Below are 22,836 nucleotides of genomic sequence, written 5' to 3'. Positions count from 1 at the left end.
GCGGGCGGGCAAGTTCGCGGAGGCCGCAAGTGAAGTGCGGCCACCCGTTACCCGGGTCCGGGCGTCACTCCCCGCCGGGCGTGACCAGGCCCGTCTCGTAGGCGATGACGACCGCCTGGGCGCGGTCGCGCAGCGCGAGCTTGGTGAAGATGCGGGCGACGTGCGTCTTCACGGTCGCCTCGCTGAGCGTCAGCGCGTACGCCAGCTCGGCGTTCGACAGCCCCTTGCCCATCAGCGTCAGCACCTCCAGCTCGCGCGGGGTCAGCGCGGCGAGGTCGGTGTGCGCGGCCTGGGACGGCGGCCCCGGCACGCGGTCGGCGGCGGCGAAGCGTTCGACGAGACGGCGGGTGATCGAGGGGGCCAGGAGCGCGTCGCCGGTGCCGACCAGGCGGACGGCGGCGGCCAGGTGCTCGGGGGTGACGTCCTTGAGCAGGAAGCCGCTCGCGCCGAGCGTCAGTGCGGCGTAGACGTAACGGTCGAGGTCGAACGTGGTCAGCATGATCACCCGGCAGTGCGGGTCGTGGGCCAGCACCTGGCGGGTCGCCTCCAGGCCGTCCATGCCGGGCATGCGGATGTCCATCAGCACCACGTCCGGGCGGAGGCTGCGCGCCCGCGCCACCGCCTGCTCGCCGTCGGCGGCCTCGCCGGCCACGTCGATCCCGCGCGCGGTCAGGATGAGGCGGAAGCCGACGCGGACGAGCTCCTGGTCGTCGGCGATCAGCACCCGGGGCGAGCCACCCGCCGGCACGTCCATCGGCGCGGGCACAGGCAGGTCGCCGGGCGAGTTCGCAGGCGCGTTCACGGCCGCTCCAGCGGGATCTTGGCGCGGACCCGGTAGCCGCCGCCGAGCCGGCGCCGCGCGTCGAGGTCACCGCCGTACACGGCGACCCGCTCGCGCAGCCCCAGCAGCCCCCGCCCGCCTCCGTCTCCGCCCGGCCCCCGCTCCCCACCGCCCCGGCGGGCGGTGCCGGTGAGCACGCTGGGCCCGCTGTTCAGCACCTCCACCCGCAGGTACTGGTCGGTGTACCGGACGCTCACCTCGGCCTTGGCCCCCTCCCCGTGCCTGAGCGCGTTCGTCAGCGCCTCCTGCACGATCCGGTACGCGGTCACCTCGACCCCCGCGGGCACCGGCCGCGGCTCCCCGGAGATCCGCACCTCCACCGGCAGCCCCGCGAAAGCGATCCGATCGGCCAGCGCCCCGAGCTGCCCCAGCCCAGGCTGGGGCGCCAGCTCGCCCCCATGGGAGTCCTCACCGTCGGGCGCGGGCGCCAGCAGCCCCAGCAGGTGGCGCAGCTCGGTCATCGCGTCCCGCCCCGCCGCCTCGACGGCCCGCAGCGCGGTCTCGGCCGTGCCCGGCATCGTGGGCAGCACCTCCCTGGCGGCCGAGGCCTGCACCACCATGAGGCTGACGTTGTGGCTGACGATGTCGTGCAGCTCGGCCGCGATCCTGGCCCGCTCGGCGTCCACGGCCGCGCCGGCGGCCCGCTCGCGCTCGCGTTCGAGCAGCCGCCCCTGGTCGGCCAGCACGGCCAGGTAGCGCCGCCGCGTCCGCACGAGGGCCACCGCCAGCCACGCGGCCGTGCAGCACGCGAGCGCCAGCGCGGCGAGCAGCCATTCCCACACCCGATCATCTTCGCGCGGCGCGCCGCGATCGGCATCCTCCCCCGGCCCTACATCCACGGGATGACGCCCGCCGCGGTTACATCCCCGGCGGGATGCGCCGCCGCCGTCCCGCGATCTAGCTTCTTGCCATGAACACTCAGCGGCTCGTCGTGCGGCTCGGCGACGTCCACAAGGAGTACGGCACCACCCGGGCGCTGAACGGCGCCTCGCTCGGCGTCCACGCGGGGGACGCGGTCGCCGTGATGGGACCGTCCGGCTGCGGCAAGTCCACGCTGCTGAACCTGATCGCCGGCCTGGACCGTCCGACGCGGGGCACGGTCGAGGTCGACGGCAGGGACCTGGGGGCGATGGACGAGACGGAGCTGGCGCTGTTCCGCCGCCACCGCGTCGGCATCATCTTCCAGTTCTTCAACCTCATCGAGGACCTGCCCGCGCTGGACAACGCGGCGCTGGCCGCCCAGCTCACCGGCACCCCGGCGCGGCAGGCCAGGGACCGGGCGCTGGAGCTGTTCGAGGAGCTGGGCATCGCGCAGCGCCGCGACGCCTATCCGGCGGCGCTGAGCGGCGGGGAACGCCAGCGGGTCGCGGTGGCCAGGGCCCTGATGAACCGTCCCGCCCTGCTGCTGGCGGACGAGCCGACAGGGGCGCTCGACAGCCGCTCCGGCGAACAGGTGATGGATCTGCTCATCGACCTCAACCAGATCGGGCAGACGCTGCTGATCGTCACGCACGACCCCGGCCTGGCAGCCCGCTGCGCCAGCCGCACGGTGGAGCTGGCCGACGGGCGGGTGGTCGCCGAGCACAGCCTGGAGCGCACGCCGTGAGGGCGGGTGCCGGGGCCGTGTGGCGGGCCTCGCGGGCGGCGGTGCGGCGGCGCAGGGTGCAGACGTTCGTGCTCGGGGTCGTGGTGTTCTGCTCGACCGTGGCGATCGTGGTGGCGCTGGGGCTGCTGGAGAGCGTGTCGGCGCCGTTCGAGCGGGTCTTCGAGGAGCAGCGGGGCGCGCACGTGGTGGCCGCCTACGATCCGGGCCAGGTCGCGCGGGAACGGCTCGCGCGGCGCCCGCCGGGGGTGGAGGCCGCGGCGGGCCCGTTCGCGCAGGCCGTGGTCACGATCCCGGACACGTTCGAGCACCTGCCGCCTGGCCCGCTCACGGTCGTCGGCCGCGCCTCCCCCGGCGGCCCGGTGGACCGGGTGAACCTGTGGGCCGGCCGCTGGCCCGCGGGCCCTGGCGAGATCGTGCTGGACCGGCCCGCCGACGGGTTCTTCTCCTATCTGCTGGGGGTGAGCTTCGTCGTGCGCGAGGGGCAGCCGTTCACGGTGGTCGGCCTGGCCACCAGCGTGAGCAGGAGCTCCGAGGCGTGGGTCACCCCGGGTCAGGCCGCCGCGCTGCGCCCGTCCGCGACGCAGATGCTCTACCGGCTGGCCGCCGCCGCCACCGACGAGCAGGTCAGGGCGGGCACGGCCGCGATCGCGGCGGACCTGCCCGCCGGGGCGCTGCTGGGCTCGCAGTCCTACCTGGTCGTCAAGCGCGACGCGGGCCGCACCGCCGCCGCGTTCCTGCCCTTCCTGACCGCCTTCGGCGTGCTCGGCCTGGTGGTGGCGGTGCTCATCGTGGTGAACGTGGTGAGCGGCGCGGTCGTGGCGGGCCTGCGGCACATCGGGCTGCTCAAGGCCCTGGGCTTCACCCCGAACCAGGTCGTCGCCGTCTACCTGGCGATGGTGGCGGTCCCGGCGGTGGCGGGCGCCGCACTGGGCACCGCCGTGGGGGCCGTGGCCGCGCGCCCGCTGCTGGACGACGTGGGAGCGGGCGTCTTCACCGTCTCGGTCAGCCCGTGGGTGTACGCGGCCACGCTCGCCGGCATGCCGTCCGTGGCCGTGCTGGCCGCGCTGGCGCCCGCGCTGCGCGCGCACCGGCTGACGGCCGCCAGGGCCCTCAGCGCGGGCGCCCCTCCCGGGCGGGGCCGGGGGCTGCGGGCGCAGCGGCTGCTCGCGGGCGTGCCGCTGCCCCGGCCGGTCAGCCTCGGGCTGGGCCTGCCGTTCGGGCGGCCGGGCCGCGCGGCACTCACGCTGGCGGCCGTGGTTCTGGGGTCTGCCACGGTGACGCTGGCGGCGGGCCTGTCCATGACGATGGTCGCGTACGGCGAGGCCGCTCAGCGCGTCGGGCACGTGCACACGGTGATCCACGTCGGCCAGGCCCGCAACCAGCAGACCCCGCCCACGCGCGGCGACGCCGGGATCATGCGGCTGCTCCGCGAGCTGCCCGGCACGGTGTACGTGACCGCCGACGCGTGGATCACCGTCCATCTCGCGGGGCATCCGCAGCCGATCCAGGGCAGGTTCCTGCGCGACGACTCGGCGACGCTGGGCGAGACGGTCGTCGAGGGCCGCTGGCTGCGCGGCCCGGGAGAGATCGTGGCGCCCTCGGCGTTCCTGGCCAAGCGCCGCCTGGCGGTCGGCGACCGGCTCACCCTGAGCGTGGGCGGCTGGCGGGCGGAGGCGACGATCGTCGGCGCCACGATGGACGGCGCGGCCGACCTCATCCAGGCCGACTGGCACACGCTCGACGCGCTCTCGCCGAGCCGGCCGCCCACCCAGTACGAGGTCCGCCTCGCTCCCGGCACCGACGTCGCCGCCTACAACGCCGCCGTCAAGGCGGCCGACCCGGGCCTGTACCCGGTCGCCAAGTCCACGACCGACCAGACCACCGTGGCCGTCGTCGGCTTCGCATCCCTGCTCACCGTGCTGCTGGGCACGGTCTCCGCGCTGGGCGTGTTCAACACGGTCGTGCTCGACGCCAGGGAGCGGCGGCGCGATCTCGGCGTGCTGAAGTCCATCGGGATGACGCCGCGCCAGGTCACGGCCATGATGGTGACGTCGATGGCGGCGATCGGCGCGGCCGGCGGGCTGCTCGGCATCCCGGTCGGCGTGCTCGCGCACCGCCTCGTCGTCCCGGCCATGGCCGACGCGGCCGGGGTGGCGTTGCCGGCGTTCATGGTGGAGGTGTGGCGGGCGCCGCTGCTCGCGCTGCTCACGCTGGCGGGAGTGGTGATCGCGGTGCTGGGCGCGTTCGTCCCGGCCAGGTCGGCGGCCCGGCTGACGATCGCGACGGTGCTGCACCACGAGTGAACGGGGCTGGACGGCCGTCGCGTCGAGGTGGAGGCTGATCGTAGTCCCATCGCACTGCCGAGGAGGAACCATGCCCGCGACACCCCATGCCGAGCACGTTGGCAGCCTCCTGCGCCCGCCGGAGCTGCTGCGCGCCAGGCAGGCGCGCGAGCGCGGCGAGCTGAGCGCCGAGGAGCTGGCGAGACTGGAGGACGACGCCGCGCTGGCCGCGATCGAGCTGCAGCGCCAGGCCGGGATCGAGGTGTTCACCGACGGGGAGATGCGGCGCAGGACCTGGCTCGCCGGGATCCTGGAGTCGCTGGGCGGCGTGTCGCCCGTCCCCCTGCCGTCCACCGAGTGGTGGCGCGGCGACGGCGAGCCGGTGCCGCCGGAGGAGACGACCTGGGACATGGTCGTCGCGACCGGCAAGCTCTCCCAGAAGGCGAACATGACCGCCGTCGAGGCCGCCTTCCTGGCCCGCCACGCGCCCGGCCCCTACAAGATCACCATGGTGAGCGCGTCGATGGGCAACCTCCTGTGGCGGCCCGACCTGAGCGCCACCGCCTACCCGAGGCCGGCCGATCTGCTCCGCGACCTGGTCGCGCTGCGGATCGAGGAGATCAGGGGCCTGCTGGCGCAGGGCGTGCGGTGGATCCAGCTCGACTCGCTGGCCTACGACTTCGTCATCGACCCGGGCTTCCGCGCCCGCGTGCTCGGCCCGGCCGCGCCGGACGTCGGCACGCTCCTCGACGCGGCGGTCGCCATCGACGCCCAGCAGGTGCGCGCGGCCAAGGAGCTGGACCCCGGCGTCACGGTCGCCCTGCACCTGTGCAGGGGCAACAACCGCAGCGCGTGGTCCGCCACGGGCGGCTACGACCCGGTGGCGGAGCGCCTGTTCGGCGAGGTGCCGGTGGACCGGTTCCTGCTGGAGTACGACTCGGAGCGGGCGGGCGGCTTCGAGCCGCTGCGCTTCGTCCCCGAGGGCACGGCCGTGGTGCTCGGGCTCGTCTCCTCCAAGGTGCCCGCCCTGGAGTCGCAGGACGAGCTGCGCCGCCGCATCGACGAGGCGGCCAAGTACGTGCCGATGGAGAACCTGGCCATCAGCCCCCAGTGCGGCTTCGCCTCCACGGAGAGGGGCAACCTGCTCACCGTGGACGAGGAGCGGCGCAAGCTGGAGCTGGTGGTGGAGACCGCGCGGATGGTCTGGGGCTGACCGCTCGGCCGGATCGGATCACCGGCGGCAGACGTCGCGGAACGGCAGTTCCGGCACGTGCGCGGCCCACTCCTCACGGGTGAGCGGGCGGGCCGCCTGCGCGCAGGCGGTGGCGGCCGGGTCGGCGGCGAGGGCGGCGGTGTCCCACTTCCAGACGGCGTAGGCGTCGCCGACGACCTGCACGAGGTCGGCCGCCGCCGCGACCAGCGTCCTGCCGTCCGCCGTGAACGCCAGGGCGCGCACCTCACCGCCGTGCCCGGCCAGCGGCGGGCCGAGCGGCTGTCCCGTGGCGGTGTCCCACAGCCGGACGGTGCGGTCCTGGCCGGCGGTGGCCAGGTACGTGCCGTCCGGCGCGAACGCCACGGCGTAGACGTGACCGGTGTGGCCGGTGAGCGGGGCGCCGTGCGGGCGGCCCGTGGCGGCGTCCCAGAGGCGGGCCGTGCCGTCCTCGCTCGCCGTCAGGAGCAGCACGCCGCCCGGGGCTCCCTGGGCTCCCGGGGCTCCCGGGGCGAAGGCCAGCGTCGTGACGGGCAGGGAGTGGGCGGGCAGCAGGCCGCGCCGCCTGCCGGTCAAGGTCTCCCGCAGCAGCACCGTGCCGTCCGACGCGCCGGCGGCCAGCACGGCGCCGGTGCCGTCGAAGGCCGCCGCCGTGATGCGGCCCGACTGCCCGGACGTGGGCTCCCCCGTGGCCCTGCCCTCGGGCAGCGTCCACACCTGGACCTCGGCGTCCGGTACGGTCGCGGCCTCCTGGACGGCGGTGGCGAGCAGGCGGCCGTCCGGGCTGTAGGCCAGGGGACGGCCACGCACGGACGCCGGGCCGCCGAGGACGGCGGTGGCCAGGCCGTGGCCGGCGTCGTCGCGGCCGGAGGCGGCCAGCGAGCGGCCGTCGCTGCTGACCGCCACCCCGTCCACGAGGTCGTCGGGACGGATGCGCAACCGCTCGCCACGCCAGCGGGCCGCGCGCACGTCCCATGACCAGAGGCTGCCGGAGCCCGGCCCGGTGCCGTCGTACGGCTGGACGACGAGCCGGCCGGCGTCGGCGCTGAGCACCGCCTGGGTGGTGTCGGCGCGGTCGTACCAGCGGTCGGGCACCGGCCGGTCGGCGGGGACGCCGCCGCCGTCTGCGGCGGGCAGGGTGAGCGGGTGGCGGGTGCCGCGCGGGATCCGCCACAGCCGTACGGACGCGTCGGCGCCCGCGCTGGCCAGCAGGCCGCCGGCGGGGCTGAAGGCGACGGCGTTGACCGCCTGGGTGTGCCCGGTCAGCGGCTCGCCCAGGGGCCGGCGGCTGCGCACGTCCCAGAGCCTGACCGTGTGGTCCTGGCCGGCGGTGGCCAGGACGCGCCCATCGGGGCTGAAGGCGGCCGAGGTGATCAGCCCCGTGTGGCCGGTGAGCGGGCGGCCGGCGGGCCGGCGGGTGGTGACGTCCCAGAGCTGGATCTGCTCGCTGCCCGTGGTGCCGGCCAGCAGCCCGCCACCGGGGCTGAACGCGAGCGCGGCCACCTCCTCGCGCGGCTCCGGCGTGAGGCTGCCCGCGGCCGGTTCGAGCGGGTCGCCCGTCAGCAGGCCGGACGCGGCCTCGAACGTCCTGATCGGGCCGCCCGGGTAGGCGGCCGCGATGAGCGTGCCGTCGGGGCTGAACGCGACGGGCCCGGGAGCGCCTTCCAGCGAGCGCAGGGCCGCGACCTGCGTGCCGGTGCCGACGTCCCACAGCCGGGACGCGCCGCCGGACCCGCCGGCCGTGGCCAGCAGGGCGCCGTCGGGGCTGAACGCGGTCCACTGCCTGGCCCAGGCCGTCCCGCCGGCGCCGGTCCAGCCCTGGCGGGTGGTGGTGTCCCAGACGCGGACGCCGCCGTCGGCGCCCGCCACGGCCAGGTGGCCGCCGTCCGGGCTGTACGCCACGGACATGCCGTCGGCCTGCTCCCGCCCCACCGGCCAGGACACGGGGGTGAGCGTGGCCACGTCCCACAGGCGCAGCGGCGCGGCCCTGCCGGTCGCGGCGAGGGTGGCGCCGCCGGGGCTGAAGGCGACCGAGTGCACCTCGCCGGGAAAGCCGCGCAGCACCGCGAGCGGCGTCCGGGTCACCGCCGCCCGGATGGCGGCGCGCGTCTCCGGCGTGGGCGGGGCGATCCTGGCCGCCGCCACGGCGAGCAGGCGGGCGGCGCGCGGGTCGGTGGTGGCGAACACCTGGCTCTGCGCGACGAGCCGGCGGGCGAGGGCGAGGTCGCGCTGCGCCAGCGCCCGTTCGCGCTCACCCCCGGCCCGTACGTTCATGACGGCCAGCACCGCTACGGCGGCCACCAGCACCACGACGATCGAGACGGGCCCGGCCGATGCGCGCAGCCGCTCGAACACCACGGACCTCCACGAACGCCGGGGGCACCCGTCACGGTAGCCCGGTGGCGGCCCTCGCACCCTCCCCGCGGGCGCCTCGGTTCCGTTCTTGTCGGGCAGGACCGGTAGGTTCGGCGTTCATGATGGAACCCGACATCATCGGCCAGGCCCTGGTACGCGCGTTCGCGGACCGGGGTTACGCGGCGACGCTGCCCGATCCCGCCACGATCAGCGTCAGGCTGGCCGACGGCTCCAGCGCGAACGCCGACATCGGCTCCTGGCGAGAGCACGCCATCAGCTTCGGCGGCGCCGGGCTGGCCGAGGCCGCGGCCGGTTACGCCGAGCAGGCGGTCAGGGCGTTCGAGCGCGCCGCGACCGAGCTGCCCGAGCCCGACCTGCGGGTGCGGCTCTACCCGGAGGAGGCGCTCGGCGACATGGCGGGCGCGCTGGTGGCCAGGCGGCTGGCCCCCGGGCTGATGGAGACCGTGGTGATCGACTACCCCGACTCCATCGTGCCGCTCGACCGGAGCCGCCTCGGCGGCCGGCAGGAGCAGGCCGTCTTCGGCGCGGCCCTGCTGCACTCGATCGACAAGGAGCCGCACTACGCCGAGTCGGCGACCGTCCACGGGGTGCCGGTGACGCACGTGGGTGGCGCCCATCGCTACGTCGGCGCGCACGTGCACGTGCTGCGCCGGCACGTCGGGCAGGCGCCGCGGGGGGCGCTGGTGTCGTTTCCGCTGCCTGAGTACCTGCTGGTGCACGAGATCGGTGATGTGCACCTGTTCGCGGCGATGGAGGCGATGCAGGAGCTGTCGCAGCGGCTGTTCGACTCCGGGGACAAGCCGGTCAGCCCGCGGCTGTACTGGTGGCGGCCGGGCGCGTACGAGGAGCAGCCCGAGTCGCAGGCGCTGTACGGGGCGGATGTGCCCGATCTGCGGCCGGTGGGCATCCGGGTCGATCACCAGGACAAGAGTGTCGCCTTTCTGACCGCCGATACCGATGAGCTGGTCGAGCTCTGGATGCGCGATCACGAGTGAACGGCCGGTCCGGGCCGCTCGATGCGGCCGGACGGCTGGCTGCGGAGCTTCAAGGGGCCGCGTCGCCCAGGCTGCGGCGCTCAAGCTTCGGCGCCCAGGGTGCGGCGCCCAGGCTGCGGCGCCCAGGCTGCGGCGCTCAGGCGCGTCGGCGTCTCCAGGCGGGTCCCCGTCTGCGCCCGCCCGCTACGACAGGTACGTCCGCGGTCCCGCCTTCGCCCGGCCGCTACGACGGCATGTCGGCGGTCTCGAAGCGGGTCAGCACCTTCGCGCCGTCCGTCACCACGATGGCGGAGTCGTCCCGGCCCGTGGTGAACACCAGTTCGTCGTCCCCGTCACCGTCGTAGTCGCCCGCCGCCAGCGGCCCGGCCCCGCTCAGCCCGGCGATCACCGTACCGGCGCCGAGGCCGCCCGGCCCGCCCCGGAAGACCTTCGGCGTGGTGGCGCTCACGTGCCGCGACGCCGCCGCCCCGCCGAAGGCGAGGTCGTCGCGGCCGTCGCCGTCGAAGTCGCCGGAGACGGCGCCGCCCGCGCCGCCCTTGAAGGCCGCCTGCCGGCCGTCGCCGTAGTAGACGGTCAGCGTACGGTCCACCGTGGGCGGCTCGGTCTCGTAGCCGGGCTCGTTGTTGCGGCTCCCGTCGTCGCCGACCGCGACGTCCCTGGTGCCGTCGCCGTCGAAGTCGCCGAACGCCGCCGCCATCCCCCGGTTGAGCTTCCTGCCCGCCCTGGCGAGGCCGCCGGGGCCGCCGGCCAGGAGCACGCCGCTGACCTGCTCGCCGTCGTCGCCCTCGTAGACGAGCAGGGCCGTGGCGCGGCGGCCGTCGATCTCGTCCGCGACCATCCGCCAGAAGTCCCCGCCGGTCGGGGAGGGCTGGACGGTGCTGCGGGCCGGGGCGCCCTGCCGGGTGAAGGGGCCGTACAGGACGGTCAGGTCCGCGGCGAGCCCGCCGGAGCCGGGCGGGGTGGCCATCGCCAGGTCGGCGGCGCCGTCGCCGTCGTAGTCGCCCGCGACGGCCCGGTAGCTCGCCGGGCCCCCGCTCTTCGCGGGCAGCCGTACGGGGATGGGGCGCGCCGTCGCCGCGACGCCGTCCCTGCCGCCCCACAGGATGTGCGGGCCCTGGGCCTGGTCGGGGTCGGGCGGCGCGCCGTAGCCGAGGATGTCGCCGAAGCCGTCGCCGTCGAGGTCGGCCCGGAACCCGCCGCCGATCAGCCACGAGGTGAACGTGGCGGGCGGCACGACCACGCCCTTCGCGGGCACCAGGCCCTTCGGGGAGCCGGGGACGACCCCCAGCCGCCTGCCGTCGGCGGGGCCGAACTCCGCCACCAGGTCGGCGTACCCGTCGCCGTTGACGTCGTCGGCCTTCCTCTTCGAGGGCGCGGCCGAGCCGGTCGGGGCGGTCGGGGCGGTCGGGGCGGTCGGCGGAGCAGTGGGCGGGGTCGGCGGGGAGGTGGACGCTGGGCCGGGTGACGCCGAGCCGGATGACGCCGAGCCGGATGACGCGGTCCAGCCGCCCGGGGATGGCTCGCCCCCGCAGCCCGCGAGCGCCAGGGCCGCCACCACCGAGATCATCGCCTTTCGCGCCACAGCCGCAAAGCCTAAGGCAGCCGGAGCCCCGGATCCTCATGTCCGCGCAGGCCCGATCCTCATCCGGCGTTAAGAAAGCCCGCTTAACGTGGACGGCTGTGCTGGTGGAAGAGGCTGTGAAGACGGAGCGGCGGGCGCGGCCCCGCGGGGTGTGGCGCAGGCGGGTGGCCGTCGGCCTGGCCGTGCTGTTCGCGGCGGGCACCGCGGTGCGGCTCGGCGGGCTGGAAGCGGGGGTCTTCCTCGTGCCGATGGTCTCCTTCACGCCCTACTTCGCCCTCGCCGCGCTGCTGATGCTGGGGATCGCGGCCCTCCTGCGGAGCAGGGCCGCGATCGCGGTCATGCTGGCGGTGTGCCTCTGCCTGGCCTGGTGCGTGCTTCCTCGGGCGCTCGGCGGCGGTGGTGACGGTGGTGACGCCGCCGCCGGCCGTACGCTTCGGGTGCTGACAGCGAACCTCAACGGCGGGCGCGGCGACGCGACGGTGATCGTGGAGCTGGTCCGGAGTCTGAACGTGGACGTGCTGAGCATCCAGGAGCTGACGTACTCGGCCAGGGACCGGCTGGCGGCGGCCGGGCTGGCGCGGCTGCTGCCGTACCATCTCGGCAGGGCCGACTTCCGCGGCCCGGAGGGCAGCGGCGTGTACTCCCGCTACCCGATGACCGAGCGGACGGGGCTGTTCCAGCCGGTCGGGCACCACATGCCGGTGGCCGAGGTGGCGCTGCCCGGCGGGTCGGCCGTGGAGGTGGTGGTCGTGCACCCGGTCGCGCCGGTGCCCTCGACGGTGCCGGAGTGGGAGGCCGGGGTCGCCTCCCTGCCGCCCGCGCCGTCCTCAGGGGCGCCCAGGGTCCTGGCGGGCGACTTCAACGCCACCCTCGACCACGCGGTCTTCCGCCGGCTGCTGGACACCGGCTACACGGACGCGGCGGCCTCCACCGGTCAGGGGCTGACCCCCACGTGGCCGCACGGGCGTTCGCTGCCGCCGCTGGTGACCATCGACCACGTGCTGACGGACGGGCGCGGCACGGCGGTGCGGACGCAGGTGTTCGACGTGCCGGGCTCCGACCACCGCGCGCTCTTCGCGGATCTACGGGTGAAGGGCTGAATGAACAGCCCCGAATGGGCCCTACGAGGTAAAAACCAATCTGCCGATGTCCTGTTTGATCCGCTCATGACGCGAATATAAGACTCCTGCCAAAAGTTGTTTAAGCAGGACTGGGAATTTATCGTCTACGTGCCGGCCGGCACTTTCACACCGAGGCCGGAGGTGGGCGGGAATTGTCGGTTTTGTTTCGTATGGGAGTTGCGCGGAAAATCGCAGCCGGAGTGGTCATCGCCTGGGTTGCCGTGGCCGTCGCGGCCGTGCTCGTGAGCGGTCCGCTGGACGACGTCCGGGTCACCAGCGGCAGCTCCATGCTGGCCAGGGGCGCCGAGTCGGCACGCGTTCTCGACCTGCTGGCCAAGCAGTCCGGCCGGGTGGTGCCCGCACTCGTCGTCTACGAACGCCCCGGCCCGCTCCAGCGCGCCGACATCAGGGCGGCCCGGCAGGACCTGCGGCAGTTCGCGAGCGTGCCCCACGTCATCGGCATGGCCTCGGCGCCCGTCCCCAGCGCCGACGGGCGGGCGCTCCAGGTGACGGTGCTGCTGTCCGGCAAGCCGGGCGTGCTCGTCAGCCCGCTGGTCGAGCGGCTGCGCCAGATCACCACCGAGGGCAGCCCGCCGGGGCTGATCAGTCATGTGAGCGGCGCGGGCGGGGCCGCGGCCGACTACGTCGACTCCTTCCGCCGGGTCGACGGCACGCTCCTGGCGCTGAGCCTGGCCGTGGTGCTGCTGGTGCTGCTGGCCGTCTACCGCAGCCCGGTCCTGTGGGTCATCCCCATGCTGGCCGTGGTGGTGGCCTACCTGTGCTCCGCCGCGGCCATCTACGCGCTGGCCCGCTCGGGGCTGATGACGCTGCGGGCGGCCACGCCCGAGGTGTTCACCGTGCTGGTGTTCGGCGTGGCCACCGACTACGCGCTGCTGCTCGTCGCCCGCTACCGCGAGCGGCTGCGTACGACGGCCGACCCGGCGGCGGCGCTGAAGGACGCGTTGTCGGGCGGCATCCGCACGGTCGTGGCCTCCGCGCTCACCGTGGCGGGCGGTGTCGGCTGCCTCGTGGTGGCCGACACGCACGCGCTGCGCTCCATCGGCGCGGCGGCGGCCGTCGGCATCCTCATCACGACGGCCGTGATGGTGACGCTGCTGCCCGCGCTGATGCTCCTGGGCGGGCGGCGCGCGTTCTGGCCGAGCACGCCGCGCCCCGGCGAGGTGGCGCGCGACGGGCTCTGGCGCGGCGTCGCGGGCTTCGTCGGCCAGCGCCCCCGCCTCGCCTGGACGGGCTCGGCCCTGCTGCTGGCCATGCTCTGCATGGGGCTGACCACGCTCGACGCCTCCGGCATCCCGCCGTCGTCCCTGTTCACCATGCGTACGGACTCGGTGGCCGGCTACGACGCGCTGCGCCGCCACTACCCGGCCAGCGCGCCCGTCGTGGTGCTGGCCAGGCACGACAGGAGCGCCGCCGTGGAGCGGGTGGTGCACGAGGCGGAGGGCGTGGTGGCGATGCGCGCGGGGCCGCCCGCCCCGTGGCGCACGTTCGACGTGGTGCTCGCCGCCGAGCCCAACACGCCGGACGCCCAGCGCCTGGTGGAGGACCTGCGCGGCGCGGTGCGCGCCGCGGCGGGCGGCGCCGCGCTGGTGGGCGGGTTCACCACCGAGCTGCTCGACGTGCAGAACGCGGTCCTCGACGACGCGCTCCTCGTCGTGCCGCTGATCCTGCTGGTGGTCGGGCTGATCCTGGTCGTGCTGCTGCGCTCACTGGTGGCGCCGCTGCTGCTGATGGGCACGGTGGTGTTGTCGTTCGCGGCCACGCTGGGGCTGTGCTCGGCGCTGTTCACGCAGCTCCTGGGCTATCCGGTGGTGGACGCCTCGTTCGCGCTGTACGCGTTCGTCTTCCTCATGGCCTTCGGCATCGACTACAACATCTTCCTGATGGCCCGCGTCCGCGAGGAGGCCGTCCGGCTCGACACCCGCGAGGCGACCCTGCACGCCCTGCGCGCCACCGGCGGGGTCATCACCGCGGCCGGGGTGGTGCTGGCGGCGGCGTTCTTCGTGCTGACCGTGCTGCCGCTGGTGCCGGTCGTGCAACTCGGGCTGCTGGTGGCGATCGGGGTGGTCATCGACACCGTGATCGTGCGGTCGTTCCTCGTGCCGGCGCTGGCCCATCACATGGGCCGGCGGATCTGGTGGCCGGCGCGTGCCGCTTCCTGACCTCTCACCGGAGCGAGCCCGCGAGCCGCGCACGGGGATCGCGGGCGGGCCGGCCGCCGTCTCCGCCGCGCATTTCCCGCCCGGCGTTTTCGGGCGCCCATATGGCCGGCGGGTGAGATTCCGTCCCGCGGAATGGTTGATGCTGGGCTATTTCGCGGTCATGACTCTCGTGGTGGTCTGGTACCGGGATCGGCTGGCGGATTCCACGGAGCTGCTCGCGGGATATGCGGGCGCGGCCGTATTCCTGCTCGCCCTGGCGGAGGCGGAGCGGCGCCTGCCCGTGAGCAAGGTGGTGCGGTTCCTCCGGTTCTCGGGGCCGTTCCTGGTGCTCCCGCTCGCGTACAGTGCCGCCGCCCGCGCCTCCCGCGTCGTGCACGGCCGCTACCTCGACGGCGACCTGCACGCCTGGGAGACGACCCTGCTCGGCTTCGCCCCGAACCCCGCCCTGACGGCCGCCATCGGCTCCCCGCTGATGACCGAGGTGCTGACCTTCTGCTACTTCTCCTTCTACGGCTGCTTCCTGGTCCCGGCGATCCTGTACGCGTGGGGCCGCGTGGCGCTGGCGGAGCGGTACGTGTTCGCCGCGCTGGCCGTGTTCCTGCCGAGCTACCTGGGCTTCATCGCGATCCCGCTGATCGGCCCCGCGCTCGCGCTGCCCGAGTCGTTCGCCGCGCACGGCCCGTCAGGGCACGCGATCACCGCCCTGCAGAACGAGATCATGGCCGCCTTCGACCCGCCCGGCGCGTGCTTCCCCTCGACCCACGTGGCGGGCGCCTGGATCACCCTGCTCTGCCTGCGCCGGCACGTTCCCAGGAGCGTGGGCGCTATGTTGTGGGTGCTGACGGCGGGGCTGACGGTCGCCGTGGTGTACGACTGGTACCACTACCTGTCCGATGCCGCCGCCGGGCTGGCGGTGGCGCTGCTGGTGCACGCCGTCACGGAGCGGTTCGCAGCGCGGCGAGCGCGGCCTCGAAGCCCTGGGTGAGCGTGGTCGCGGGGGTGAAGCCCAGCTCGCGTACGGCGTCGTCCGGCACGCACGTCCAGTCGTGGTGGGCCATCTCCCTGGCCTTGTCCCGGTTCAGCGCCGGGACTGCGCCCCGGGTGGACACTTCGGTGAGGGCGGCCAGGGCGTGGACTGCGGGCATCGGCACGGGCAGCATCACGGGTGCGCGGCAACCGGCTGCGCGGGCCAGGGCGTGGCAGATGTCGGCCCACTCGTAGGCCTTGCCGTCGCTGATGGGGTAGAGGCCGGGGCCGAGGTCGGGGCAGGTGTCGGCTGGGGTGCTGCGAGCGGCGTCGCGGCGGGCGGCGCCGAAGCGGGTTGCGGTGACGGGGGCGGGGTGGGTTACCGGTGGGGCTTCGGGGATGCGAGGCAGGACGGGGCCGCGTTCGGCGGCGGCGAGCAGGGCCGTGCAGAGGTCGTCCACGTAGATCATGCCGTAACGTCGCGGCCCGCAGCCGGCCTTGACGACCACACCGAGCCGGATCATCGGCAGAAGCGCGGGCAGCAACGCCTGCTCACCGGGCCCGTACACGATGCCCGGCCGCAGGATGACTGCGGGCACCCGGCCCGCATACTCCCTGGCGACCTGCTCACCGGCCCGCTTGCTGGCTCCGTACAGGGAGATGGCGGGGCCGGCGGCGAGCGAGGAGCACAGCACGAGGCGCCCCGGGCGGCGCTGCGCCGCCAGCGCGCGCAGCAGCCGCGCGACCCCGTCACGGTTGACCGCCCAGAACCCGGCAGGGGTGCGCGCCCGGAGCGTGGCCGCCAGGTGGATCACCCGGTCGGCTCCCCGCAGCGCCTCCTCGACGCCCCGCCCGGTGGCGAGATCCCCGGTCACCACCTGGACGCCAAGCTCGCGCAGCGCCCTGGCTCGCGGGGAGGGCCGGGCCAGCGCGGTCACGGTGCCGCCGCGCGCCAGGATCATGCGGGTCAGCCGCCCGCCGATGAAGCCGGTGGCACCGGTGACCAGGTAGTGCCCGGCCGTCACGGCTACCACCCCCGGACGTGCCGCACCTCGGCGTGAGAAACCGTCACATCGGAGGTCCGGCACGCCTCAGACCGACGATCAGTCACAACTCCCGCCCATAAATCCGGTACGTCTTGGCATGGACGCCCCCGAGCAGCGCCAGATACCGATTGATGGCCTGGTTGTCCTCCAGCGTCCACCCCAGCTCCATCCCCCCGCGATACCCACCGGCCACGATCGCCTCGTGGGTGCGCACGATCAGCGCAGCCTCCACGCCCTGCCCCCGCAACGTGGGAACGACGCCGAACAGCAGCCCCCGCACCCGGTCGATGCGCCGCGTCGCGAACGCCAGGCGGACCCGGCCGATCGGCAGCCCGAAGCGGCTGAGCCGGCCGCCCGCCGCGGACAGGGCCTGGTTGAAGTCGGGCAGCACCAGCGCCACCGCGACCGGCTCGCCCGCCAGCTCGGCGAGCTGCACCAGCCCCGGGTCCATGACCTTGCGCAGCCGGTGCTTGGCCGTGGCGAACTCCTCGCCCGTCATCGGCGTGAAACCCCAGTTGCCCTGCCAGGCCCGGTCGAAGACGACCTTCACCCGGTCGAGGTCGGCGTCGAGGCGCGCGGGATCGAGCGGCCGGACGGCGAGGTGGTGCCGTTGCTCGGCACGCCGGGCGATGCGCAGCAGCCGCTCGGGCGGCCCCCACCCCGGCGCCTCCCACGCCCACAGGTCCTTCACCTTGACCAGCCCGCAGGCTTCCAGCAGCGCCGGCCAATGAACGGGGTTGTACGGCATCATCACGCTCGGCGGCGTGTCGAAGCCGTCGACCAGCATCCCGCACTCGTCGTTCGTGGTGAAGTTGACCGGCCCGAGCATGGTCTCCAGCCCGCGCCCGCGCAGCCACCGCGCCGCCGCGTCGAACAGCTCGCGCGCCACCTCGGGGTCGTCCTCGCACGCGAACTGCCCGAAGAACCCGTCACGGGCCTGATGGGCCTGGTTGTGCCGGGGATTGTGCACGGCCGCGATCCGCCCGGCGACCCGCCCCGCACGGCGTACGGTGAACAGCTCGGCCTCGCCGTAGCGGAAGAACGGGTTGCGCCGCCGGTCGAGCAGCCACCGGCAGTCGCCGCGCAGCGGCGGCACGAAGTGCGGATCGTCACCGTGCAGCCGGTACGGCAGCTCGATGAACTCCGTGAGCCCGCGACGCCCTCGGACGGGCTCCGCGGCACACGGCGGCGAGAACGTGACCGGCATGGCGCGTGAAAGGCCCGCGTCAGCCGGCCCGCACCCCGGCGCGGACCAGGGTGGTCACGTCGGCCAGGGTGCGCACGTGCTTGGCGAGGTCGAAGTCCACCTGGAGATCGAACCGGTCGCCGCTGGCCACGGCCAGCTCGGCCATGTCGAGGCTGTCGGCCTCCAGCTCCTCGCGCAGGTCGGTGTCGGGGGTGATGAGCGCCGGATCCACCGCGAGGATCTCGGCGCAGAGGCCGCGCAGCTGGTGGAAGATCTCGTCCTCGGTCATGCGTACGTCCCTTGTCGGCTGTCACTGTCGGGCCTGTGGCCGCCGGCTCGCCCCACACCAGCAGCGATTACTCTACTATCACGTTCGACCACTGTCAGCTACGATCGCCTGATGCGGAGCAAGTCGCCGGAATGCTTCGGACGGAGCCGGAAAGTGAGTACCGCACCGTGACGGACCCCTTCAGAAAGTGTCGGCTCCCCGAGGCCGAGACCCTGGCCGCGACCGGCCTGTACCCCTACTACCTGCCGGTGGAGGGGCGCCCTGGGGGCGGAGAGGTGGTGGTGGGCGGCCGGCGGGTGCTGATGGCCGGCTCCAACGACTACCTGGCGCTGGCGGACGATCCCCGGCTGAAGGAGGCCGGCGCGGAGGCGCTGCAGCGGCTGGGCTCGGGCAACTCCGGCTCGCGGGTGCTCAACGGCACGCTGGCCCTGCACGAGACGCTGGAGCGGGAGCTGGCCGCCTTCCTCGGGCACGAGGCGGCGATGGTGGTCTCCACCGGCTATCAGGCCAATCTCGCGCTGAGCGCGTTGTTCGGCCCGCGTGACGTGCTGTTCGCCGACCGGCGCATCCACGCCTCGCTGATCGACGCCGCCCGGCTCGGCCAGGCCACGCTGCGGCGGTACCGGCACAACGACATGACGCAGCTCGCCGGCATGCTGGAGGCCGCCGACCCGGAGGCGGGGGCGATCGTGCTGACGGAGGGCATGTTCTCGGTCGGGGGCGATCTGTGCGACCTGCCCGGCATCGCCAAGCTGGCGGCGCGGCACGGGGCGCGGGTGGTGCTCGACAGCGCGCACGACGCCGGGCTGCTGGGCGCCGGGGGGCGCGGGGCCGCCGAGCACCACGGCCTGCAGTCGGCCGTGGACGTGCAGACGGTGACGTTCTCCAAGTGCTTCGGCACGCTGGGCGGGGCCGTCGCGGGGCCGTACCACGTGATCCACTACCTGCGGCACAGCGCACGGTCCGCGCTGTTCTCCGCCTCGCTGCCACCGGCCTGCACGGCGGCGGCGCTGGCCGCGCTCGACATCATCCGCACGGAGCCGGAGCGCCGCCGGGTGGTGATGGCCACGGCCGAACGGCTGCGTTCCGGGCTGGTGGCGCTCGGGTTCGCGATCGCGCCGGGCGGCACGCCGACGGTCTCGCTGCGGGTGGGCGACCGGCTGACGTGCTGCCGGTTCTGGGCCGGGCTGCTGGAGGAGGGCGTGCTGGCGAACGTCATGCTGCCGCCGGCCGTTCCCGACGGCGAGGCGCTGATCAGGTTGAGTGTCACGGCGGCGCACACGGGCGGGCAGGTGGACCGGATCCTGGCGGCGGTGGCGACCGTGGCGGGGCGGCTGGGCCTGCTGGCCGACGCCTGATGAGGGGGAGCCGGGCGCGTTCGCTCCGGCTCCTCCCCCGGTTGACGGATGCGGGCTCGCCGAATTACTTTCTACCCGTTAGTTATTAAGAGGAGCCGACATGCCCACACCGGTGCAGGACGTCCGCAGGCTGCACAGACGCCTCGTGCTGCGCACCCTGCGGGACCACGGGCCGCAGCCGCGCGCCGGCCTGGCCAGGCGGCTGGGCCTCTCCCCCACGACCATGACCAAGGTGGTGGCCCAACTCCTGGACGAAGGGCTGGTGAGCGAGGGCGCCACGGACGGCCCCGGCACCCGCGTCGGGCGGCCCTCGACCGGCATCCGGCTGCGCCCCGACGCCCGTCAGGTCATCGGTGTCCAGGTCGGGGCGGGCACGGTGCGGCTCGGGCTGTGCGATCTGAAGGCCCGCGCCCGTGACGTGCGCTCGTTCGGTTTCGACGTGGCGGGCGAGCCGCCCGAGCGGGTCGTGGCGCGCATCGCCGAGGCCGCCGGGGTGCTGGCGGAGCAGGCGGGCGACCGGCTGCTCGGGATCGGGGTCGCGGCACCCGGTCCGGTGGATCCGGGGCAGCGCCGCAACGTGCTGTCGGTCAACCTGGGCTGGCGCGACGTCGCGTTCAGCGATCCGCTGGAGCGGGCGCTGGGCGTGCCGGCGGTGGTCGATCACAACGTACGGGCGATGGCGCTGGCCGAGGCCCGCTACGGCGACACGGGCGGGGCGGACCCCCTCCTGTACGTCTACGTCCGCACCGGCGTCGGCGCGGGCCTGGTGATCGGCGGGCAGCCGTTCAGGACGGGCACCCACGGGGTCACCGAGCTGGGGCACCTGAGGGTGGCGGAGCACGGCAGGCCGTGCGCGTGCGGCGCGACCGGCTGCCTGGAGACCGTCGCCGCCGAGCCGTACCTGGCCGAACAGGCCCGCGTCCTGCTGGCCCGGGACAGCGCGGACCCGCTCGCCGACCTGGCCGCCGCCGCCGAGGGCGGCGACGGGCGCGCTGTCGCGGTGCTGGACGAGGTGGTGGACCGGCTCGCCACCGGCCTGGCCAGCGCGGTCAACCTGCTCAACCCCGCGCTGATCATGCTGGGCGGCGCCTTCCGCACGGCCCCTGAGCCGGTGTTCGACCAGCTCAGGCAGGCGCTGCGGGCCAGGGCGTTCCCCGTGCTGCGCGACGCGGTGCAGGTGCGGCGCGCCACCCTCGGCCCGGACGCCGGTGTGGTGGGCAGCGCGGCCGTCGCGCTGGACCGGCTCTTCTACGACGTGTGAAGGTGAGGACAAGATGATCGGTTACGCCCCGCTTCCGGCGTTCGACCCGCTGGCGGGCACGGTGGTGCTCGCTCCGGAGAAGGAGGAGGAGGGTTACTGGGTGGGCTGCCCTGGCGTGCTGCACGACGGGGAGCGGTTCTGGCTGACCTACCGGCGGCGCCGGCCGCGTGGCGCCGGGGCCGAGCGCGGGTGGCGCTGCGCGGTGGCGGTCAGCGACGACGGCGTGAGCTTCACCGACGTGTGGTCGGTGCACAAGGAGGAGCTGGGCACGCCGTCCATGGAGCGGTTCTGCCTGGCGCCCGCCGACGGGGGCGGGTTCGTGCTCTACCTGTCGTACGTGGACCCGGCCGACAACCGGTGGCGGATCGACGCGCTGGGCCCGGTGGCGCATCCGTCGGAGTTCGACGTCGCCACGGCCCGGCCGGTGCTGACGGCGGCCTCGACCGGGACCGAGGGAGTGAAGGATCCGTACGTGCTGCGGGCCGGGCCCGTGACGTACCTGTTCGCCAGCTACGCGGCGGCGCTGCCCGGCCTCGGCGGCGAGGCGCACGCCAGCGCCGACATCTACAACGTCGGCGCCACCACGCACCCCACGGGGCTGGCTGCCAGCCTGGACGGCGGGGCCACGTTCACCTGGCACGGAGAGGCGCTGGGGGTGGGCCGGGGCTGGGATCGGTACCAGGCGCGGCTCAACAGCGTGGTGCCCGTGCCCGGCGGGTACGTGGGCTTCTACGACGGGTCGGCCTCGCACGAGGAGAACTACGAGGAGCGGTGCGGGGTGGCGGTCTCCGGTGATCTGTTCGGGTGGCGGCGGTTGTCGGGTGAGGGGCCCTGGGTGACCTCGCCGCATCGCGGGGGCTCGGTCCGGTACCTGGACGCGCTGGTGCTGGAGGGGCAGTGGTGGCTGTACTACGAGATGACGCGCGCCGACGGGGCGCACGAGCTGCGCGTGCTGCGGGTCCCGGCCCGGTGAGGCGATGGGGTCACGGGACCGCAGGTGACGTTCAGGTGCGGTTGAGGCGCGGCAGGTGTCATGGGACCGTATGTGGCGTTCAGGTGCGGCGGCGGGCGCGGTAGGCGCTGGCCTTGACCCGGTTCTGGCACGGCAGGCCGCAGAACCGGCGCGACGCGTTCCTGGTGACGTCGAAGAACACCAGCTCGCAGCCCTCCGCCTCGCACGACCGCAGCCGCCGCCCCTGCCCCACGCCGATCACCATGGCCAGCGCGGTGGCGGCGTCGGCGGCCCACGCGTCCGCCAGCTCGGCGCCGGGGCGGTGGAAGGCGAGCACCGGCGGCTCGCCGTGCAGGTTGGGGACGGCGGCGTGGCGTACCAGAGCGCGGTTGAGCGAGGTGACGTCACCCGCGAAGGCGGGATACAGCTCGGCGGCCACCTCCACCAGGCGGTCGGCGTCCGCGTCCGTCAGGGCGCGGGCCGACGTCCACTCCTGGCGGGCGAACGCCTCCGCCAGCGCGGCGCGGCGGTCGGACGGCGGCGTGACGGGCCGGCCGCGGGCCTGGGTGACGTGCAGCTCGTTCACCAGCAGAACGGCCAGCTCCGCCCATCTGCCGACATAACTGTCTATTTGCGATTGACCAGTGATGCGCCATGCCTCTATCGTCACTGGCATAGCTTATCTAGGCAGTGAGGGGTTTGTCGTGAGCGCACCGTCCGGGCTTGCCCGCCGCATGTGGCACCAGCTTGAGCCGATCCACGCCGTGTTGTACTTCTCGCCGCAGGGGTTCGGGCGGGCGGCGGCGCTCGGCTACGACGTGGAGTCCCGCTGGCCCAGCTACTTCGCCTACCGCACGGCCCCGCTCGGGCGCGCCGGCACGCGGCTGGCCACGGCCGTCTACTACAGCTTCAGCCCGGCGATGATCGCCGAGCACGTCCCGGCCGTGTGGGAGGTGGCCTCGCCTGAGGAGGTGCTGCGGGCGCGGCTGGAGGCGGTGGACGAGACGTACCGCGGGCTGCTGGGCGACCGCGTGGCGGGGGCGGACGTGGTGGAGGCGGCGGAACTGGCCAGGCGGGCGGCGGAGAGCGTGGCGGTGGAGGGACGGCCGTTCGCGGCGGCCAACCTGGACCTGCCGTGGCCGGACGAGCCGCACCTGGTGTTGTGGCAGGCGGCCACCGTGCTGCGCGAGCACCGCGGCGACGGCCACCTGGCGGCGCTGGCCGCGGCCGGGCTGGACGGGTGCGAGGCGCTGGTGTCGTTCGCCGCGATCGGGGCCGCGCCGGTCGCGAACTTCGCCGGGCGCGGCTGGAGCGAGCAGGAGTGGGACGAGGCGCGCGAACGGCTGGCCGCCCGGGGGCTGGCCGAGGCCGATGGGCGGGCCACCGAGCGGGGCAGGGCGCTGCGCGATCAGGTCGAGCGGATGACGGACGAGCTGGCCTTCGAGCCGTGGCGGCGGCTCGGGGAGGAGCGGGCGGGGCGGCTGGGGCGGCTGGCCGCGCCGTTCCTGGGGGCGGTTTTCGAGGCGGGGCTGCTGCCGATGACCAGCACGCTCGGCATCACGACCGTCCAGGCGCCCGACTGAAC

19 protein-coding genes are annotated in these 22,836 nt (G+C 74.7%); 11 read left to right on the top strand and 8 right to left on the bottom strand.

Annotated elements, in window-relative coordinates:
• Positions 1-64: 64 nt before the first annotated feature.
• Positions 65-754 carry a response regulator gene (locus LCN96_RS24070; RefSeq protein ID WP_225276048.1) on the bottom strand — a complete coding sequence of 230 codons (690 nt, stop codon included), beginning with the start codon at positions 752-754 and terminating at the stop codon, positions 65-67.
• A gap of 44 nt (positions 755-798) precedes the next feature.
• Positions 799-1,623, bottom strand: coding sequence for a sensor histidine kinase (locus LCN96_RS24065; protein ID WP_225275135.1), 825 nt, complete (start codon positions 1,621-1,623; stop codon positions 799-801).
• Between the two features lie 128 nt (positions 1,624-1,751).
• On the opposite strand from LCN96_RS24065, the gene LCN96_RS24060 reads away from it, so the two are divergent.
• The 3 genes from LCN96_RS24060 to LCN96_RS24050 all read left to right on the top strand — a co-directional run bounded on the left by LCN96_RS24060 (position 1,752) and on the right by LCN96_RS24050 (position 5,942).
• Complete coding sequence (locus LCN96_RS24060; protein WP_225275134.1) at positions 1,752-2,447, top strand: ABC transporter ATP-binding protein; 696 nt, start codon at positions 1,752-1,754, stop codon at positions 2,445-2,447.
• Positions 2,444-4,750 carry an ABC transporter permease gene (locus tag LCN96_RS24055; RefSeq protein ID WP_225275133.1) on the top strand — a complete coding sequence of 769 codons (2,307 nt, stop codon included), beginning with the start codon at positions 2,444-2,446 and terminating at the stop codon, positions 4,748-4,750. Before LCN96_RS24060 ends, LCN96_RS24055 begins: the two co-directional genes overlap by 4 nt.
• A gap of 70 nt (positions 4,751-4,820) precedes the next feature.
• Positions 4,821-5,942: a cobalamin-independent methionine synthase II family protein gene (locus LCN96_RS24050; protein WP_225275132.1), complete on the top strand. Its 1,122-nt coding sequence runs from the start codon at positions 4,821-4,823 to the stop codon at positions 5,940-5,942.
• Between the two features lie 18 nt (positions 5,943-5,960).
• Here LCN96_RS24050 and LCN96_RS24045 read toward each other — a convergent pair whose 3' ends face one another.
• A complete protein-coding gene (locus LCN96_RS24045; protein ID WP_225275131.1) occupies positions 5,961-8,297 on the bottom strand; it encodes a WD40 repeat domain-containing protein in 2,337 nt (778 codons plus the stop codon).
• Positions 8,298-8,413: 116 nt separating this feature from the next.
• Between LCN96_RS24045 and LCN96_RS24040 the strand changes: the two genes are divergently transcribed.
• Positions 8,414-9,310, top strand: a complete 897-nt coding sequence (locus tag LCN96_RS24040; RefSeq protein WP_225275130.1) for a hypothetical protein — start codon at positions 8,414-8,416, stop codon at positions 9,308-9,310.
• Between the two features lie 223 nt (positions 9,311-9,533).
• Here LCN96_RS24040 and LCN96_RS24035 read toward each other — a convergent pair whose 3' ends face one another.
• Positions 9,534-10,892: an FG-GAP repeat domain-containing protein gene (locus LCN96_RS24035; protein WP_225275129.1), complete on the bottom strand. Its 1,359-nt coding sequence runs from the start codon at positions 10,890-10,892 to the stop codon at positions 9,534-9,536.
• A 98-nt stretch (positions 10,893-10,990) separates the two neighbouring features.
• Here LCN96_RS24035 and LCN96_RS24030 point away from each other — a divergent pair, with 98 nt between their 5' ends.
• The 3 genes from LCN96_RS24030 to LCN96_RS24020 all read left to right on the top strand — a co-directional run bounded on the left by LCN96_RS24030 (position 10,991) and on the right by LCN96_RS24020 (position 15,178).
• Positions 10,991-11,992 (top strand): endonuclease/exonuclease/phosphatase family protein, encoded by a 1,002-nt coding sequence (locus LCN96_RS24030; protein WP_225275128.1) that lies wholly within the window; start codon positions 10,991-10,993, stop codon positions 11,990-11,992.
• Positions 11,993-12,213: 221 nt separating this feature from the next.
• Positions 12,214-14,193: an MMPL family transporter gene (locus LCN96_RS24025; protein ID WP_225275127.1), complete on the top strand. Its 1,980-nt coding sequence runs from the start codon at positions 12,214-12,216 to the stop codon at positions 14,191-14,193.
• A 160-nt stretch (positions 14,194-14,353) separates the two neighbouring features.
• On the top strand, positions 14,354-15,178 hold the full coding sequence (locus LCN96_RS24020) for a phosphatase PAP2 family protein (protein ID WP_225275126.1): 825 nt from the start codon (positions 14,354-14,356) through the stop codon (positions 15,176-15,178).
• Here the strand turns inward: LCN96_RS24020 and LCN96_RS24015 are convergent.
• The 3 genes from LCN96_RS24015 to LCN96_RS24005 form a co-directional block, all read right to left on the bottom strand.
• Entirely contained in the window at positions 15,129-16,184 is a 1,056-nt protein-coding gene (locus LCN96_RS24015) for an NAD-dependent epimerase/dehydratase family protein (protein WP_225275125.1), read from the bottom strand. The two genes, LCN96_RS24020 and LCN96_RS24015, sit on opposite strands and share 50 nt — an antisense overlap.
• A gap of 82 nt (positions 16,185-16,266) precedes the next feature.
• The gene (locus LCN96_RS24010; RefSeq protein WP_225275124.1) at positions 16,267-17,412 is read right to left on the bottom strand and encodes a hypothetical protein; all 1,146 of its coding nucleotides are present in this window, start codon (positions 17,410-17,412) and stop codon (positions 16,267-16,269) included.
• Positions 17,413-17,431: 19 nt separating this feature from the next.
• The gene (locus LCN96_RS24005) at positions 17,432-17,680 is read right to left on the bottom strand and encodes an acyl carrier protein (RefSeq protein WP_225275123.1); all 249 of its coding nucleotides are present in this window, start codon (positions 17,678-17,680) and stop codon (positions 17,432-17,434) included.
• Between the two features lie 167 nt (positions 17,681-17,847).
• Here LCN96_RS24005 and LCN96_RS24000 point away from each other — a divergent pair, with 167 nt between their 5' ends.
• From LCN96_RS24000 to LCN96_RS23990, 3 genes are all read left to right on the top strand, one after another.
• Positions 17,848-19,038, top strand: a complete 1,191-nt coding sequence (locus tag LCN96_RS24000) for an aminotransferase class I/II-fold pyridoxal phosphate-dependent enzyme (protein WP_225275122.1) — start codon at positions 17,848-17,850, stop codon at positions 19,036-19,038.
• Between the two features lie 100 nt (positions 19,039-19,138).
• Positions 19,139-20,299, top strand: a complete 1,161-nt coding sequence (locus LCN96_RS23995; RefSeq protein WP_225275121.1) for an ROK family transcriptional regulator — start codon at positions 19,139-19,141, stop codon at positions 20,297-20,299.
• 13 nt (positions 20,300-20,312) lie between these two features.
• Positions 20,313-21,272: a hypothetical protein gene (locus LCN96_RS23990; protein WP_225275120.1), complete on the top strand. Its 960-nt coding sequence runs from the start codon at positions 20,313-20,315 to the stop codon at positions 21,270-21,272.
• Between the two features lie 79 nt (positions 21,273-21,351).
• On the opposite strand, the gene LCN96_RS23985 is transcribed toward LCN96_RS23990, so the two are convergent.
• The gene (locus LCN96_RS23985) at positions 21,352-21,921 is read right to left on the bottom strand and encodes a CGNR zinc finger domain-containing protein (protein WP_225275119.1); all 570 of its coding nucleotides are present in this window, start codon (positions 21,919-21,921) and stop codon (positions 21,352-21,354) included.
• Positions 21,922-21,955: 34 nt separating this feature from the next.
• On the opposite strand from LCN96_RS23985, the gene LCN96_RS23980 reads away from it, so the two are divergent.
• The gene (locus LCN96_RS23980; protein ID WP_225275118.1) at positions 21,956-22,834 is read left to right on the top strand and encodes an SCO6745 family protein; all 879 of its coding nucleotides are present in this window, start codon (positions 21,956-21,958) and stop codon (positions 22,832-22,834) included.
• The last annotated feature ends 2 nt before the right edge of the window (positions 22,835-22,836 follow it).

Origin of the sequence: Nonomuraea gerenzanensis (assembly GCF_020215645.1) — a bacterium.
Taxonomy (GTDB): domain Bacteria; phylum Actinomycetota; class Actinomycetes; order Streptosporangiales; family Streptosporangiaceae; genus Nonomuraea; species Nonomuraea gerenzanensis.
The sequence above is the reverse complement of the archived record's forward strand: the minus strand, read 5'-3'. Positions and strand labels throughout refer to the sequence as shown.